This window comes from Streptomyces sp. NPDC085481 (assembly GCF_044541845.1).
In the GTDB taxonomy this organism is placed as follows: Bacteria; Actinomycetota; Actinomycetes; order Streptomycetales; family Streptomycetaceae; genus Streptomyces.
Genome location: NZ_JBITTJ010000006.1, coordinates 219,856 through 234,693 on the forward strand (window position 1 = coordinate 219,856; position 14,838 = coordinate 234,693).

A 14,838-nucleotide genomic window follows, 5' to 3' on the forward strand; every position below is an offset into this window, starting at 1 on the left:
GGGGAAGGCGCGAACGGAGGAAGGCGCGAACGGAGGAAGGCGCGAACCGGGGAACGGAGAACGGGGGAACGCGAACGGGGGAACGCGACCGGCGGGGCAGAGGGATCGGGACCCTGGACCCAGGGGGGGCTGTATAAGAATTCTGAATTATGTATAGACTTCCAGGGTTCTCGTCCCGCGACGTCCCGATCCGTCGCCCGACCGTCACCAGGAGCGCCCCATGGCCACCGACCTCACCGGCCGCCACTTCCTCAAGGAGCTGGACTTCACCGCCGAGGAGTTCCGCGGCCTGATCGCGCTGGCCGCCGAGCTCAAGGCTGCCAAGAAGGCCGGTACCGAGGTCCAGCGGCTGCGGGGCCGGAACGTCGCCCTGATCTTCGAGAAGACCTCCACCCGCACCCGTTGTGCCTTCGAGGTCGCCGCCGCCGACCAGGGCGCCTCCACCACCTACCTCGACCCCTCCGGCTCCCAGATGGGCCACAAGGAGTCGGTCAAGGACACCGCTCGCGTGCTCGGCCGGATGTTCGACGGCATCGAGTACCGGGGGGACAGCCAGGCCGCCGTCGAGGAGCTGGCCGCCTTCGCCGGGGTGCCCGTCTTCAACGGGCTCACCGACGACTGGCACCCCACCCAGATGCTCGCCGACGTGCTCACCATGACCGAGCACAGCGACAAGCCGCTGACCGGGCTGGTCTTCGCCTACCTCGGCGACGCCCGCTTCAACATGGGCAACTCCTACCTCGTCACCGGCGCCCTGCTCGGCATGGACGTGCGGATCGTGGCCCCGAAGGCGTACTGGCCGGCCGAGGGGATCGTCGCCGAGGCGCACCGGCTCGCCGAGGCGAGCGGGGCGCGGATCACCCTCACCGAGGACGTGGCCGAGGGCGTGCGCGGCGCCGACTTCGTCGCCACGGACGTGTGGGTCTCGATGGGCGAGCCCAAGGAGGTCTGGGACGAGCGGATCGCCGCCCTCTCCCCGTACTCCGTGACCATGGACGTCCTGCGCGCCACCGGCAACGCGGACGTGAAGTTCCTGCATTGCCTGCCGGCCTTCCACGACCTCGGCACCGCCGTCGGCCGGGACATCCACGCCCGGCACGGGCTGACCGAGCTCGAGGTCTCCGACGAGGTCTTCGAGTCGGAGCACTCCGTCGTCTTCGACGAGGCCGAGAACCGGATGCACACCATCAAGGCGGTCCTGGTCGCGACCCTGTCATGACCCGGGCGCCGGGCGGCGCTGCCCCGGCAGGGCGGGGAGCGTGAACCAGACCGCCTTGCCGTGCTCGGTGGGGCGGTGACCGCAGTCGCTGCTCAGGGTGCGGATCAGTAGCAGGCCGCGGCCGTGCTCCTGCCAGGGGTCGACGGGGGTCCCCGGCTCGGGACAGAGCAGCTCGTCGGGGGCCGCGGGGCGGCCGTCGTGGACCTCGATCTGGCAGCCGCCGGCCGCCGGGAGCACCTCGACGACCAGCTCGATCGGGCCCTCGCCCGCCGCGTGCTCGACGGCGTTGGCGACGAGCTCGGCGGTGAGCAGCTCGGCCGTGTCGGTGTCGGCGGCGCCCGCGGCCGTGCCCTCGAGGTCGGCGAGGGCCTTCCGGACGAGCGCGCGGGCGAGCGGCACGGCGGCCGTGGTGTGCGGCAGCGCGACGCGCCAGGATGCGGGGGCGGGGGCGTCGAACACGGCGGGAGCTCCGTTCGGGCTCGGACGGGGGGCGGTTTCCGGGTGCGGTTCCGTAGGGCGCGGTTCCGGTTTCAACCTTACGGACTCAAAAATCTGGATACAGAGGCGGTCGGTCACCTCTGGGGGGACCTGGGTCCGAGGCGGGGCGGGACCTTGGGGTATCGCGTACTCGTGACGGTGGTCACATATGAGTGATACCCTCTTTGTGTTGCTGCCGTACCCGTACGTGCACACAACAGGGAGGTCATCCCGAATGAGCCCGTTCACCGGCTCCGCGACCCGCACCGAACGCTGGCGGCACCTCCGCCTCACCGTCGACGACGGCGTCGCCACGATCACCCTCGCCCGCCCCGAGAAGCTGAACGCGCTCACCTTCGGCGCCTACGCCGACCTGCGCGACCTGCTCACCGAGCTCTCCCGGGAACGGGCCGTCCGCGCCCTCGTCCTCGGCGGTGAGGGCCGCGGCTTCTGCTCGGGCGGCGACGTCGACGAGATCATCGGCGCCACGCTCGCCATGGACACCGCCCAGCTCCTCGACTTCAACCGGATGACCGGCCAGACCGTCCGGGCCCTGCGCGAATGCCCCTTCCCGGTGATCGCCGCCGTCCACGGCGTCGCCGCCGGCGCCGGCGCCGTCCTCGCGCTCGCCGCGGACTTCCGGGTCGCCGACCCCACCGCCCGCTTCGCCTTCCTCTTCACCCGGGTCGGGCTCTCCGGCGGCGACATGGGCGCCGCCTATCTGCTGCCCCGCGTCGTCGGCCTCGGGCACGCGACCCGCCTGCTCATGCTCGGCGACCCGGTCGGCGCCGCCGAGGCCGAGCGCATCGGCCTGATCAGCGAGCTGACCGAGGAGGGCGCCGCCGACACCCGCGCCGCCGCCCTCGCCCGCCGGCTCGCCGAGGGCCCCGCCCTCGCACACGCCCAGACCAAAGCCCTGCTCACCGCCGAGCTCGACATGCCGCTGGCCGCCTCCGTCGAGATGGACGCCGCCACCCAGGCCCTGCTCATGCACGGCGAGGACTACGCCGAATTCCACGCCGCCTTCACCGAGAAACGCCCCGCGAAATGGCGGGGGCGGTGACCGTGCCGGGCCCGGCACCCCGTACGGCCGCGGCACCCCGCCACCCGGCACCGCTCCGCATCGCCGTCATCGGCGGCGGACCCGGCGGGCTCTACGCCGCCGCGCTGCTCAAACGGGCCGACCCGGACCGCGAGGTCACCGTCTGGGAGCGGAACGCCCCCACCGACACCTTCGGCTTCGGCGTCGTCCTGTCCGACGAGACCCTCGGCGGCATCGAGGACGCCGACCCCGCCGTCCACGCCGACCTGCGCCGGGAACTCGTCCACTGGGACGACGTCCACATCGTCCACCGCGGCCACCTCCTCACCTCCACCGGCCACGGCTTCGCCGCCCTCGGCCGCCGCCGGCTCCTGGAGATCCTGCACGGACGCTGCGCCGCGCTCGGCGTACGGCTCCGCTTCCGCACCGAGGCCCCGCCCGCCGCCGAGCTCGCCGCGAGCCACGACCTCGTCGTCGCCGCCGACGGCGTGCACAGCCCCACCCGAGAGGCCCACGCCGACGTCTTCCGGCCCACCCTCACCACCCACCGCTGCCGCTACATCTGGCTCGCCGCCGACTTCGCCCTCGACGCCTTCCGCTTCGAGATCGCCGAGACCGAGTACGGCGTGATGCAACTGCACGCCTACCCCTACGCCCACCCGTCACCCGACCACCACCCCTCAACGAGGCCCTCCGGGCCGCGGAATCCCCTCTTGTCACCCGACCACCACCCCTCAACGAGGCCCTCCGGGCAGCCGGAGAGTCCCTCCGGCTCCTCCACCGTCATCGTCGAGATGCGCGAAGAGGTCTGGCGGGCCGCCGGATTCGACGAGCTCGACGAGGCCGAGTCCGTCGCCCGCTGCGGCAAGATCTTCGCCGAGGCCCTGCACGGCCGCGCCCTGCGCGCCAACAACTCCGCCTGGACCGCCTTCCGTACGGTCGTCAACGCGCGCTGGTCGCACGGCAACACCGTGCTCATCGGCGACGCCGCCCACACCGCGCACTTCTCCATCGGCTCGGGCACCAAACTCGCCGTCGAGGACGCCGTCGCCCTCGCCGCCTGCGTCGACGCGCACCCCACCCTCGCCGAGGCACTGGCCGCCTACGAGGCCGAGCGCCGCCCGGCCGTCGAGTCCACCCAGCGCGCCGCCGCCGCGAGCCTGCGCTGGTTCGAGGAGCTCGCCGGACAGCTCGACCGGCCGCCCCGCCAGTTCGCCTTCAACCTGCTCACCCGCAGCCGCCGGGTCACCCACGACAACCTGCGGCTGCGCGACCCCAGCTTCACCGCATCCGTGGAGCGGGAGTTCGGCTGCCCGCCCGGCACCCCGCCCATGTTCACGCCCTTCCGGCTCGGCGGCCTCACCCTGCGCAACCGGGTCGTCGTCTCCCCCATGGACCAGTACGTCGCCGAGGACGGCGTTCCCGGCGACTTCCACCTCGTCCACCTGGGCGCCCGCGCCCTCGGCGGCGCCGGCCTCGTCATGACCGAGATGGTCTGCGTCAGCGAACAGGGCCGGATCACCCCCGGCTGCACCGGCCTGTGGACCGAAGGACAGGCCGAGGCCTGGGCTCGGATCACCGGCTTCGTCCACACCAGTGCCCCCGGCACCGCGATCGGCGTCCAGCTCGGCCACTCCGGCCGCAAGGGCTCCACCCGCCGCATGTGGGAGGGCATGGACGAGCCCCTGCCGGCCGGCAACTGGCCCCTCGTCGCCGCCTCCCCGCTCCCGTACCGCCCCGGCGTCAACCAGACCCCGCACGCCCTCGACCGGGCCGGACTCACCGCCGTACGCGAGGAGTTCACCGCCGCCGCCCGCCGCGCCGCCCGGGCCGGCTTCGACCTGCTCGAACTCCACTGCGCCCACGGCTACCTGCTCTCCGGCTTCCTCTCCCCGCTCACCAACCACCGCACCGACGCCTACGGCGGCGACCTGGCGGGCAGGCTGCGCTACCCCCTCGAAGTCTTCGACGCGATACGGGAGGTCTGGCCGGCCGACCGCCCCATGACCGTCCGCATCTCCGCCACCGACTGGGCCGACGGCGGCACCACCGCCGACGACGCCGTCGAGATCGCCCGCGCCTTCGCCGCCCACGGCGCCGACGCGCTCGACGTCTCCACCGGCCAGGTCGTGCCCGACGAGCGCCCCGAGTTCGGCCGCTCCTACCAGACCCCGTACGCCGACCGGATCCGCACCGCGCTCGGCGTCCCCGTCATCGCGGTGGGCGCGATCTCCTCCTGGGACGACGTGAACTCCCTGCTCCTCGCCGGCCGAGCCGACCTCTGCGCCCTGGCCCGCCCGCACCTCTACGACCCCCACTGGACCCTCCACGCCGCGGCCGAGCAGGGCTACGAGGGCCCGGGCGCGCCCTGGCCCGCGCCGTACCGGGCGGGGAGCCGGCGCCCGCCGACGGGCCGCCGCGACGGATAGCACCGCGCGCCGCGCCGACCGTAGGGGCACCGGGCGATAGCTTCGGGCGATGTGACCGAACCCCTCTACTACGTGGACCGCTCGGACATCCTCGAAGGCAGGCTTGCGGAGGTCCGGGCCGGGATGCGCGACCTGGCCGAGTTCGTCGAGGCGCGCGAGCCGCGACTGATCGCCTACAACTTCTACATCGACGAGTCCGACTCCACGATGACCACGCTGGCTGTTCACCCCGACACGGCGTCGATGGAGCTCCACATGGAACTCGGCGGACCCAGATTCCGCGCGTTCGGCCCGCTCATCCGCATGAGGTCGATCGACCTGTACGGCCGGCCGAGCCCGGCGGTCGTGGCCCAGCTCCGCGCGAAGGCCGGCATGCTCGGCGGAGGAGCCGTCACCCTGCACGCCCTGCAGGCGGGCTTCAGCCGTCTCGGGCCGCCCGGCGGGGCTCCCTAGGGGGTGCCGGTCGCCTGGTGCACGAACTGCGCGCCCAGCGCGTGCAGCCGCTCGTGCAGTGCCGCGAACACCTCCGCCGAGCGCGTGCCCGGCCAGTTCTCCGGGAGGAGCGCCAGGGGGAGGACCGGGTCCGCGTACGGCAGCCGGCGCCAGGAGTCCAGGGCCAGGAGATAGGCGCGGTACGCCTCCTCCGGGGTCCCGGGGGTGGCGGACCAGGCGCGCAGGACCGGCTCGTGGGCGTCCAGGAACTCCTCGTGGAGCTTCGCGATCGACGGCAGGTCCCACCAGCGGGCCACCGCCTCCGCGGTCGGCGCGTAGCCCAGGTGGTCGCCGCGGAACAGGTCCACGTACGCCGACAGGTCCAGGCGCTCCAGGGTGTGCCGGGTCTCCTCGTGCAGGCGGGCGGGCGCGATCCAGACCCCCGGGGCGGCCGTGCCGAAGCCGAGCCGGGCGAGCCGCGAGCGGAGCAGGTGCCGCTTGTGGCGCTCGGCCTCGGGTACGGAGAACACGGCGAGCACCCAGCCGTCCGAGAGCCGGGCTTCCTCGCGGGCGTAGATCCGCCGGTCGCCGTCGTCCAGGAGCAGCCGCGCCTCGTCCGACAGGGCGTACCCCGCGGCGCCGTCCGCCGTCCGCCGGGGCAGCAGCAGCCCTCGGCGCTTCAGCCGGGACACCGACGACCGCACCGACGGCGCGTCCACGCCGAGCACGGCGAGGAGCCGGATCAGCTCCGCCACCGGCATCGGCGCGCCGTCCGGCGACCGTCCGTACGCGCCGTACAGGGAGACGATCAGGGAACGAGGGGTGTGCTGCTCGGCCACGGTGATCACTCTATGGGGCGGGGTCACGCGCCGTCGTCCCGGAGCCTGAAGCGCTGCAGCTTCCCCGTGGCCGTACGGGGCAGGGCGTCCAGGAAGACGATCTCGCGCGGCGACTTGAACGGGGCGAGCCGGGCCCGTACGAAGGCGCGCAGGGCCGCCGCCGTCGTGGCGTCGCGCGGCACCCCGTCCCGTACCACCGTGTACGCCACCACGATCTGGCCGCGCAGCGGGTGCGGCCGGCCCACCACGGCCGCCTCGACCACGTCGGGGTGGGCGATCAGCGCCTCCTCGACCTGCGGGCCCGCGATGTTGTACCCGGCCGAGATGATCATGTCGTCGGCGCGGGCGACGTAACGGAAGTAGCCGTCCGGCTCGCGGACGTACGTGTCGCCCGTGACGTTCCAGCCCTCGTGCACGTACTCCGCCTGGCGCCGGTCCGCGAGATAGCGGCAGCCGACCGGGCCGCGCACCGCGAGCAGCCCCTCCTCTCCGTCCGGCAGCTCGCGCCCGTTGCGGCCGATGACCCGCGCCTCCCAGCCGGGCACGGGCCGGCCGGTCGTGCCGGGGCGTATGTCGCCGTCGGCGGCGGATATGAAGATGTGCAGCAGCTCGGTCGCGCCGATCCCGTTGATCAGTTTCAGGCCGGTCCGGGCGTGCCAGGCCTCCCAGGTCTCCGCCGGCAGGTTCTCGCCCGCGGAGACGCAGCGCCGCAGCGAGCCGAGGTCGTGCGCGCCGAGCTCGTCCAGCATCACCCGGTAGGCCGTCGGCGCCGTGAACAGGACCGACACCCGGTGCTCGTCGATCGCGGCGAGGAGCTGTTTGGGGCCCGCCTGTTCGAGCAGCACCGCGCACGCCCCGGCCCGCAGGGGGAAGACGACGAGCCCGCCGAGGCCGAAGGTGAAGCCGAGCGGCGGGGAGCCGGCGAAGACGTCGTCCGGCTCCGGCCGCAGGACGTGCGCGGAGAAGGTGTCGGCGACGGCGAGGACGTCCCGGTGGAAGTGCATGCACCCCTTGGGCCGTCCGGTGGTGCCGGAGGTGAAGGCGATCAGCGCCACGTCGTCGGCGGCGGTCGGCACGGCCTCGTACCGCGCGGGCTTGCCGATGGCGAGGGTGAGCAGGTCGTCGGGGCCGTCGCCGCCGTACGGGGTGACGCGCAGCCCCGGCACCTCCGCCTTGGCCAGCTCGTCGACCGCCCGCACGTCGCACAGGGCGTGGCTGCAGCGGGCCATCTCGCAGATCACCGCGAGCTCGGGGGCCCGCTGCTGGGCGAGCACGGTGACGGCCACCGCGCCCGCCTTCATCACGGCGAGCCAGCAGGCCGCTAGCCACGGGGTGGTGGGGCCGCGCAGCAGCACCCGGTTGCCGGGGCGCACGCCGAGGTCGGAGCTGAGCACGTGGGCGATCCGGTCGACCCGCTCGCGCAGCTGTCCGTACGTCCACCGGCCGCCCTCGCCGTCGAGGAACACCGGCCGCTCGGCGCCGAATCGTTCCACCGTACGGTCGAGCAGCTCGGCCCCGCAGTTGAGCCGGTCGGGGTAGGCCAGCTCGGGCAGCTCGAAGAGGAGGCGCGGCCATTCGCCTGCGGGCGGCAGATGGTCGCGGGCGAAGGTGTCCAGATGGGCCGAGGGCAACAGCTCCATGCGTCCGTCCCCCTGTCGGGTGGGGTCGTCGATTCGGGGTCGACCGTCGCCCAACGAGCGTATCGTGATGGTGACGACAGTCAACGGTTCGCGATACATGCCGTACGGGCCGTGCAAGCGACGGGCCGTGCAAGCGTGCAAGCGCCGAACCCGTGCAAGCGTCGAACCGTGCAAGCGACGAACCGTACAAGCCGTACGAGCCGCCGTCGGCGCGCGAGCGCGCCAGAGAGGGCCCACATGCCGGCATTCTCGCTCGATCCGGAACAGACCACCTGGTGTGCGCGGCTGCGGACGCTCGCGGCCGAGCGGCTGCGGCCGCTCGCCGACAAGGGCGAGCCCGGCCGCGTCAACCGGCCCCTCGTCGCCGCGCTGGGCGAGCTCGGCCTGCTCGCCCGCCTCTTCGACTCCGGCGCCCTCGAGCTGTGCCTGATGCGCGAGTCCCTCGCCCACGCGTGCACCGAGGCCGAGACCGCCCTCGCCCTCCAGGGCCTCGGCGCCCACCCCGTGGCCGCCTTCGGTACCCCTGAGCAGCGCGGACGCTGGCTCCCCGAGGTCGTCGCGGGCCGCGCGGTCGCGGCCTTCGCCCTCTCCGAACCGGGCGCGGGCTCGGACGCCGCCGCCCTGGCCCTGGAGGCCGTCCCGGACCCGGAGACGGGCGGCTGGCGACTGCACGGCGAGAAACGCTGGATCTCGAACGCGCCGGAGGCGGACTTCGCGACGGTGTTCGCCCGGACGGGTGACCGGGCCGACGGGACCCGTGACCGGGCCGACGGGACGGGTGACCGGGCCGACGGTCCGGCGGCGGACGCGGGCACCCGCTCCGGCTCCCGCGGCGTCACCGCCTTCCTCGTGCCCGTCGACCGGCCCGGGCTGTCCGGACAGGCCCTGGACATGCTCGCCCCGCACGCCATCGGCAGCCTGGTCTTCGACGGCGTGCGGGTCGGGCCCGAGGACGTGCTCGGGGAGCCGGGGCGCGGATTCCGGGTGGCGATGCACACGCTCAACCTCTTCCGGCCGAGCGTCGGCGCCTTCGCCGTCGGGATGGCCCAGGCCGCCCTCGACGCGACCCTCGCCCACACCGCCGCCCGCCCCGCCTTCGGCGGCGTCCTCGCCGATCTGCAGGCCGTCGCCCACCAGGTCGCCGAGATGGCCACCCGTACCGAAGCCGCCCGGCTCCTCGTGTACGCGGCGGCCGAGGCGTACGACCGCGGCGACCCGGACGTGCCACGGCGCGCCGCCATGGCGAAGCTGCTCGCCACCGAGACCGCGCAGTACGTCGTCGACGCCGCCGTCCAGTTGCACGGCGCCCGAGCCCTGCAACGCGGCCATCTGCTCGAACACCTCTACCGGGAGGTCCGCGCACCCCGCATCTACGAGGGAGCGACCGAAGTGCAGCGCACGATCATCGCGAAGGAGCTGTACCGCCAACCCCCCACGGCCCCCACGGCAGGAGCCCCGTCATGAGCCTGCACCGCCACAACCCCGCCGAACTCTCCCCGCCCATCGGCTTCAGCCACGCCGTCACCGCAACCGGCACCCGCCTGGTCTTCCTCGCCGGGCAGACCAGCCTGGACCGCGACGGCAAGGTGACGGGGGATAGCCTGCCCGAGCAGTTCGAGACCGCCGTCGCCAACCTGCTCACCGCCCTCCGGCACGCCGGCGGCTCGCCCGCCGACCTCGCGCGGGTCACCATCTACGCCACCGACGTCGCCGACTACCGCCGCCACGCGGCCGAACTGGGCCACATCTGGCACCGGTTGGCCGGTCGGGACTATCCGGCGATGGCCGTCATCGGCGTCGTACGGCTGTGGGACGAACAGGCCCTGGTGGAGGTGGACGGCTTCGCCGTACTGGACTGACGGGCACCCCGAAGATCGATTGGTCACCCGTGGGGGGCTGGCTTAGGGTCGAAAGGTGGACTGACCGGCCCACCCTCCCTCAGGTGAGGGCGCGATGCGCCATGAGCACCCCCCAGCCGAAGACCCCGCAGCAGACCGTGGCCCGGAAGCACGACGGCGACGGCAAGGGCATCGCCCTGTTCGTCATCGCCTCGTGTCAGCTGATGGTCGTTCTCGACATCACGATCGTGAACATCGCGCTGCCCCACATCCAGAGCGCGCTCGACTTCTCGACCACGAGCCTGTCCTGGGTGGTCAACGCGTACACGCTGACCTTCGGCGGCCTGCTGCTCCTCGGCGGCCGCGCCGGTGACATCCTCGGCCGGCGCCGGGTCTTCATGTTCGGCGTCCTGCTCTTCGGACTGGCCTCGCTGTTCTGCGGGCTCGCCCAGAGCGAGTGGCAACTCCTCGGCGCCCGTGCCCTCCAGGGCGTCGGCGGCGCCATCGCCTCGCCGACCTCGCTGTCCCTGATCACCACGACCTTCGACGAAGGCCCGGAACGCAACCGGGCGTTCGGCGTCTTCGCGGGCGTCTCGGCCGGCGGCGGCGCGATCGGCCTGGTGGCGGGCGGCATGCTCGTCGAATGGCTCGACTGGCGCTGGATCTTCTTCGTCAACGTGCCGATCGCGATCCTCATCGCGTTCCTCACCCCCCGTCACGTCAAGGAGTCCGAGCGCCACCCAGGCCACTTCGACTTCACCGGTGCGCTGGTGTCGACGCTCGGCATGGTGGCGCTGGTGTACGGGTTCATCCGCGCCGCCCAGGAGGGCTGGCGCGATCCGTACACGATCGGCTCGTTCGTGGCGGCGATCGTGCTCCTGGGCGTGTTCATCCTGGTCGAGCGCCGCTCGGTACAGCCGATCACCCCGCTGCACATGTTCGCCGACCGCAACAGATCGGGCACGTACGCCATCATGCTGTGCCTGGCGGCGGCGATCTTCGGGATGTTCTTCTTCCTGACCCTGTTCGTGCAGCAGGTCCTGGGATTCAGCCCCCTTCAGGCGGGCCTCGCGTTCCTGCCGGTCAGCGGCATCATCGCGGTCGGCGCCGGCTTCACCTCCAACCTCCTTCCGCGGTTCGGGCCGAAACCCTTCATGGTGACGGGCTCCCTCCTCGCCGCGGCGGGCCTCTCCTGGCTGACCCTGACCGATGTGCAATCCACCTATCTGGGCAGCATCCTCGGGCCGATCCTCGTCTTCGGCCTCGGCATGGGCCTCATGTTCGTCTCGCTGACCATCATGGCGCTGTCGAACGTCGAACAGCGGGAGTCCGGCGCCGCGTCCGGCCTGCTCAACGCCACGCAGCAGGTGGGCGGCTCGCTGGGCCTGTCGATCCTGGTCACCGTCTTCGGCACCTACAGCCGCAACGAGGCGAAGGTGCAGGTGCCGGCCTTCCTCTCCCAGGCGGGCCCCCTGGAGAAGGCCGAGTTCGCCAGAACGGGCCAGCTCCCGGCACCGTACGCCGACCAGGTCCTCACCTCCGGCGTCTCTGCGGGCTTCGTCACGGCGGCCATCTTCGCCGTCATCGGCGCCTTCGTCGCCATCTTCGTCATCAAGGTCCGCCCCTCGGACATCGAACGCCTCAAGGGCGGCGCGATGATCCCGGGCGCGAGCTGACCTGCGCGCTCGCGTGAGAGACCCCGCCACCCTGGGTGAAGGGCGACGGGGTCTCGATCCGTGACTCGCGGGTCCGGCTTCCTGGATGTCCCGGAAGACTCCTTCTCGTGGGGGAGGAACTTCGAGCAGTGCTCAGGGGCGGCGTAGTTCATAGACCGGGTAGGAGAGGACGGAGCCGTTCTCGGCGCGCACGTCGGAGGTTCCGGTGCTGGTGAACCCGGCTTTGGCCAGGACGCGTCCGGAGGCGGGGTTGTCGGGGTGGTGCTGCGCGCTGAGGGATTCGAGGCCGGCGGTGGTGAATGCGAAGGTGACGAGCTCCTGGACGGCGCGGGTGGCGTAGCCGCGGCCCCAGGTGTCCTCACGGAGGATGTAGCTGACGGTGGCCATGGTCGGCGAGCGCCGACGCAGGGCGGCCAGGCCGATCATCTCGCCGTCGATGAGGATGCCCCAGCTCCATTGCGCCCGCAGGGTTCCGGCGGCTCGCGCGAGCGCGGTGCGGACCTTCTCCTGGGCCTCGTCGCGGGTGAGGGCCTGGCCGGTGGTGTACCGGACGGAGGCCCCGCTGTAGACGCGGGTGAGGGCTTCGGCGTCGTCGAGGGTCAGGGCGCGCAGCGTCACCATGCGGCGATCAGCTCCTTCGCGGTGGGCCGGTCCTGCGGCGCCGGGGCCAGGCACGCGCGGATCGCGTCCTCGAACTCGCCGAACGGCCACGGCCGGGCGCGATCGAGCTGGATCGTTACGGCCTTCGCGATGGCGCGGAGCTTGTTCTCGCGCGGGGTGTCGTCCGCGTAGGCGACCGGCCGCTGACCGGTCCAGCACCAGAACAGGGACGCGCCGAGCCCCCAGACGTCGGCCGCGGGCTCCGCCTGGATATGGGTGTCCGGGGTGGTGGAGAGGATGGCGTCGGCGATCTCGGGGGCGGTGGTGTGCGTGAGTGCGCCCCGGTACGGGAGACGCGGGCCGTCGTCGGGGCCGCAGGCGAGGGCGTAGTCGATGACCTCGGCGCGGCCGTCGTTCGTGATCAGGGTGTTGGTGGGCTGGACGTCGGCGTGGGCCCATCCGGCGGCGTGCATCCGGGCCAGGTGCTCGGCCCAGGTGCGGGCGATGCCGAGGAGCCAGGGGCGGACCGACTGCCGGTCTCCCTCGGGGCCGCGCGCGAGGGCGAACGCCCGCCACACGGGGACGCCGTCGACCCACCGCACCGCGAGCCACCGGCCGCCCTCCCACGACCCCGCGTCGATTCGGTAGCCGGAGCTGAGCGCGCCCGCGTCGGTGAGGCGGAGAAGGTGGTCGTCCTCCTGGGCCATCTCGGCGGCCTTGTCACGGGCGGTGTCGTCGTCGGGGTTGTTCGCCTTCACCGCGACGGCGCCCTTGGGACCGTGGATTTTCCAGGCCCGCGAGCCGCGCCGGTCGCTCAGGAGCCGGGTTTCGAAGGGCTCGCCGACGTGGTGCTTGAGCCGGTCGACGGCCGCACCGGGGGGGAGGAAGCGCTTCGCCCATGTGCGGATCTCCTGCCACTCGTTGGGGAGGTGTTCGAACACGTCGCGGCCGTCGTCGCCGGCCACGGCGAGCGCTGCGGCCAGGTCAGGGGTCGCGTGGAGGAACTGCGGGTCGCGCCTGCGGACGGCCGCTCGCACAGGGAGGAACGAGACCGGCGCGATCGGGAGGCGTCGGCCGGTCTGCGTGCTCTCCTCCTCGCCCGCGTAGAACTTCCCGAACATGATCCCGACGGGCCCGTAAAGGTTCTTGAGCACCCAGTGCGGCCACGCCATCAGGTCGCGGTGCCGAGCACCGGGGACGTCGCCCAAGACGACGATGTTCTCGCACCGGAAGGACCCGCCGGGCCGGTGGATCAGCGGGCGCAGCCACTCGGCGGCCTGAGCCCCGGCGTAGAACAGCTCGGTTTCCACGGCGTCGGCATCTCCGTCTGCGCGATACACGGTCCAGGTCGTCAGCCCGCGCTCCAGAGACGGAGCCAGATAGGGACAGTGGGCCGTCATCTGCCGCGCATACCCGGAGACGTCGACAGACCGCGGGCTGGTGGTGCCGGCCTCGACGAGGCGGAGCGCCCCAGCGGTGGGCCGGGACGCTCCGTCAGTGCGTGCGAGGGTCACCGGCTGCCCGGCGCGGCGTCGTCCCCGTCGCCGGTGGTCGGGCCGCAGTCCCATTCGGCCACGACGGTGCCGGTCTCGCGGTAGCGGGCGAGCGCGGTCTCGTCGAGGACGCCGTAGGCGTCGGTGAACCAGATCTCGGGGAGCGGGCCGTACGCCTCCTCGTACGAGGCCACCCAGCCGATCAGGCCGGAGCCCTTCATCTCGCGGTGGCCGAGGATGCTCCCGGCGTGCTCGGTGCTGAACGCCGCGTACTCGGGGGTGCCGAGCAGCTCGTGCCACTCGGCATCCACGGCGCGGGAGAACATCTCGGCGGGGCCCTTGCCATCGGTGAACTGCTTCCCGGCGACAGCCAGGAAGCGGCCGAGCTCGCGGCGCTCGATGGTGGTGGTGCTCATGGTGGTGCTCCTCTCGACGGTCTTTCGAGTGGTGCCTGGTGGTGCATCCGCTCCGTCCCTGATCGGCGGGCGGAAATCTGTGAACTATCCGCCGGGCGTGCCGGCGACGGCCAGCGCGACAACGGCGGTGGTGGCGACGGTGATGTACGCAAGGACGCCGAGGTGCTGGCGACAGCCCCAGCGGCGTAACCGGGTCACGGCACGGCCTGGACGTTGCCGGCCGCGGTGGTCCACTCGACTCCGTTGGCCGGGCGGATGTGAGCTACGCGCACCACGCGACCGTCGCTGTGCAGCTCGTGCGTGACGGCGGTCAGCTCCCCCTCGCCGCGGCTCGCGATGTCGCGGACCTGGTGGTGCAGGAGCGGGTGGTCCTCGTAGCCGTCGGGGCCGACGGGGTACATCAGACGTCCTCCGTGTCGGCCCGGTCGTCCTCGCCCCTCGCGAGGAACTTCTCGAAGCCGGTAGCGGCGCGGGCCGTGAGCTGCGGGCTCGGGACGCCGTACTCCGGCGGCTCAGCGGGCTCCTGGGGGAGGGGCGTGGTCATCGCGCACTCCTGCGAGTGAAGTCGGCGCAATGGGCCGCGGTGTGCGACGGGCGGGACGCTGCCGCGGCCCACTGCTTCGGGGGAGCCGCCCGGAGGGTCCTTCGACCTCCGGGGGCGTGCAATCAGTGAACCGGCGATCACGCTGTGCGGGTACCGTGTCCCCATCAGGAACCCGTTCAAGCCGTTCAAGATC

At 72.7% G+C, this 14,838-nt stretch carries 15 protein-coding genes; 7 read left to right on the forward strand and 8 right to left on the reverse strand.

The window, feature by feature from the left end:
* Positions 1 to 220: 220 nt before the first annotated feature.
* The gene (gene argF / locus ACIGEZ_RS15750) at positions 221 to 1,219 is read left to right on the forward strand and encodes an ornithine carbamoyltransferase (RefSeq protein ID WP_399831083.1); all 999 of its coding nucleotides are present in this window, start codon (positions 221 to 223) and stop codon (positions 1,217 to 1,219) included.
* Here the strand turns inward: argF and ACIGEZ_RS15755 are convergent.
* The gene (locus ACIGEZ_RS15755; protein WP_399831085.1) at positions 1,214 to 1,678 is read right to left on the reverse strand and encodes an ATP-binding protein; all 465 of its coding nucleotides are present in this window, start codon (positions 1,676 to 1,678) and stop codon (positions 1,214 to 1,216) included. The genes argF and ACIGEZ_RS15755 overlap by 6 nt on opposite strands.
* A gap of 253 nt (positions 1,679 to 1,931) precedes the next feature.
* Here ACIGEZ_RS15755 and ACIGEZ_RS15760 point away from each other — a divergent pair, with 253 nt between their 5' ends.
* The 3 genes from ACIGEZ_RS15760 to ACIGEZ_RS15770 are packed head-to-tail and all read left to right on the forward strand — an operon-like array spanning position 1,932 to position 5,620.
* Entirely contained in the window at positions 1,932 to 2,759 is an 828-nt protein-coding gene (locus ACIGEZ_RS15760) for an enoyl-CoA hydratase family protein (RefSeq protein WP_399831088.1), read from the forward strand.
* Positions 2,744 to 5,167, forward strand: a complete 2,424-nt coding sequence (locus ACIGEZ_RS15765; RefSeq protein ID WP_399831091.1) for an FAD-dependent monooxygenase — start codon at positions 2,744 to 2,746, stop codon at positions 5,165 to 5,167. The genes ACIGEZ_RS15760 and ACIGEZ_RS15765 overlap by 16 nt, the downstream gene beginning before the upstream one ends.
* Before the next feature lie 51 nt (positions 5,168 to 5,218).
* Positions 5,219 to 5,620 carry a hypothetical protein gene (locus ACIGEZ_RS15770; protein WP_399831093.1) on the forward strand — a complete coding sequence of 134 codons (402 nt, stop codon included), beginning with the start codon at positions 5,219 to 5,221 and terminating at the stop codon, positions 5,618 to 5,620.
* On the opposite strand, the gene ACIGEZ_RS15775 is transcribed toward ACIGEZ_RS15770, so the two are convergent.
* Entirely contained in the window at positions 5,617 to 6,438 is an 822-nt protein-coding gene (locus ACIGEZ_RS15775) for a PaaX family transcriptional regulator C-terminal domain-containing protein (RefSeq protein WP_399831096.1), read from the reverse strand. The genes ACIGEZ_RS15770 and ACIGEZ_RS15775 overlap by 4 nt on opposite strands.
* Before the next feature lie 23 nt (positions 6,439 to 6,461).
* Positions 6,462 to 8,078: an AMP-binding protein gene (locus tag ACIGEZ_RS15780; RefSeq protein ID WP_399831099.1), complete on the reverse strand. Its 1,617-nt coding sequence runs from the start codon at positions 8,076 to 8,078 to the stop codon at positions 6,462 to 6,464.
* A 237-nt stretch (positions 8,079 to 8,315) separates the two neighbouring features.
* Between ACIGEZ_RS15780 and ACIGEZ_RS15785 the strand changes: the two genes are divergently transcribed.
* The 3 genes from ACIGEZ_RS15785 (at position 8,316) to ACIGEZ_RS15795 (ending at position 11,592) form a co-directional block, all read left to right on the forward strand.
* The gene (locus tag ACIGEZ_RS15785) at positions 8,316 to 9,542 is read left to right on the forward strand and encodes an acyl-CoA dehydrogenase family protein (RefSeq protein ID WP_399831102.1); all 1,227 of its coding nucleotides are present in this window, start codon (positions 8,316 to 8,318) and stop codon (positions 9,540 to 9,542) included.
* Entirely contained in the window at positions 9,539 to 9,937 is a 399-nt protein-coding gene (locus tag ACIGEZ_RS15790; RefSeq protein ID WP_399831104.1) for a RidA family protein, read from the forward strand. The genes ACIGEZ_RS15785 and ACIGEZ_RS15790 overlap by 4 nt, the downstream gene beginning before the upstream one ends.
* Positions 9,938 to 10,038: 101 nt before the next feature.
* Positions 10,039 to 11,592, forward strand: a complete 1,554-nt coding sequence (locus ACIGEZ_RS15795; RefSeq protein WP_399831106.1) for an MFS transporter — start codon at positions 10,039 to 10,041, stop codon at positions 11,590 to 11,592.
* A gap of 132 nt (positions 11,593 to 11,724) precedes the next feature.
* On the opposite strand, the gene ACIGEZ_RS15800 is transcribed toward ACIGEZ_RS15795, so the two are convergent.
* The 5 genes from ACIGEZ_RS15800 to ACIGEZ_RS15820 form a co-directional block, all read right to left on the reverse strand.
* Entirely contained in the window at positions 11,725 to 12,213 is a 489-nt protein-coding gene (locus ACIGEZ_RS15800; protein WP_399831108.1) for a GNAT family N-acetyltransferase, read from the reverse strand.
* Positions 12,207 to 13,760, reverse strand: a complete 1,554-nt coding sequence (locus tag ACIGEZ_RS15805) for a DUF6875 domain-containing protein (RefSeq protein ID WP_399831110.1) — start codon at positions 13,758 to 13,760, stop codon at positions 12,207 to 12,209. Before ACIGEZ_RS15805 ends, ACIGEZ_RS15800 begins: the two co-directional genes overlap by 7 nt.
* Positions 13,703 to 14,101 (reverse strand): hypothetical protein, encoded by a 399-nt coding sequence (locus tag ACIGEZ_RS15810; protein WP_399831112.1) that lies wholly within the window; start codon positions 14,099 to 14,101, stop codon positions 13,703 to 13,705. The genes ACIGEZ_RS15805 and ACIGEZ_RS15810 overlap by 58 nt, the downstream gene beginning before the upstream one ends.
* A gap of 194 nt (positions 14,102 to 14,295) precedes the next feature.
* Positions 14,296 to 14,502, reverse strand: a complete 207-nt coding sequence (locus tag ACIGEZ_RS15815; protein WP_399831115.1) for a hypothetical protein — start codon at positions 14,500 to 14,502, stop codon at positions 14,296 to 14,298.
* The gene (locus ACIGEZ_RS15820; protein WP_399831117.1) at positions 14,502 to 14,645 is read right to left on the reverse strand and encodes a hypothetical protein; all 144 of its coding nucleotides are present in this window, start codon (positions 14,643 to 14,645) and stop codon (positions 14,502 to 14,504) included. The genes ACIGEZ_RS15815 and ACIGEZ_RS15820 overlap by 1 nt, the downstream gene beginning before the upstream one ends.
* Between the last annotated feature and the right edge of the window lie 193 nt (positions 14,646 to 14,838).

Coding starts and splice junctions, on each gene's coding strand:
- ACIGEZ_RS15820 (WP_399831117.1), bottom strand. CDS start 14,645: ATGACCACGCCCCTCCCCCAGGAGCCCGCTGAGCCGCCGGAGTACGGC.
- ACIGEZ_RS15815 (WP_399831115.1), bottom strand. CDS start 14,502: ATGTACCCCGTCGGCCCCGACGGCTACGAGGACCACCCGCTCCTGCAC.
- ACIGEZ_RS15810 (WP_399831112.1), bottom strand. CDS start 14,101: ATGAGCACCACCACCATCGAGCGCCGCGAGCTCGGCCGCTTCCTGGCT.
- ACIGEZ_RS15790 (WP_399831104.1), top strand. CDS start 9,539: ATGAGCCTGCACCGCCACAACCCCGCCGAACTCTCCCCGCCCATCGGC.
- ACIGEZ_RS15785 (WP_399831102.1), top strand. CDS start 8,316: ATGCCGGCATTCTCGCTCGATCCGGAACAGACCACCTGGTGTGCGCGG.
- argF (WP_399831083.1), top strand. CDS start 221: ATGGCCACCGACCTCACCGGCCGCCACTTCCTCAAGGAGCTGGACTTC.
- ACIGEZ_RS15765 (WP_399831091.1), top strand. CDS start 2,744: ATGGCGGGGGCGGTGACCGTGCCGGGCCCGGCACCCCGTACGGCCGCG.
- ACIGEZ_RS15760 (WP_399831088.1), top strand. CDS start 1,932: ATGAGCCCGTTCACCGGCTCCGCGACCCGCACCGAACGCTGGCGGCAC.
- ACIGEZ_RS15800 (WP_399831108.1), bottom strand. CDS start 12,213: ATGGTGACGCTGCGCGCCCTGACCCTCGACGACGCCGAAGCCCTCACC.
- ACIGEZ_RS15795 (WP_399831106.1), top strand. CDS start 10,039: ATGAGCACCCCCCAGCCGAAGACCCCGCAGCAGACCGTGGCCCGGAAG.
- ACIGEZ_RS15805 (WP_399831110.1), bottom strand. CDS start 13,760: ATGGGACTGCGGCCCGACCACCGGCGACGGGGACGACGCCGCGCCGGG.
- ACIGEZ_RS15780 (WP_399831099.1), bottom strand. CDS start 8,078: ATGGAGCTGTTGCCCTCGGCCCATCTGGACACCTTCGCCCGCGACCAT.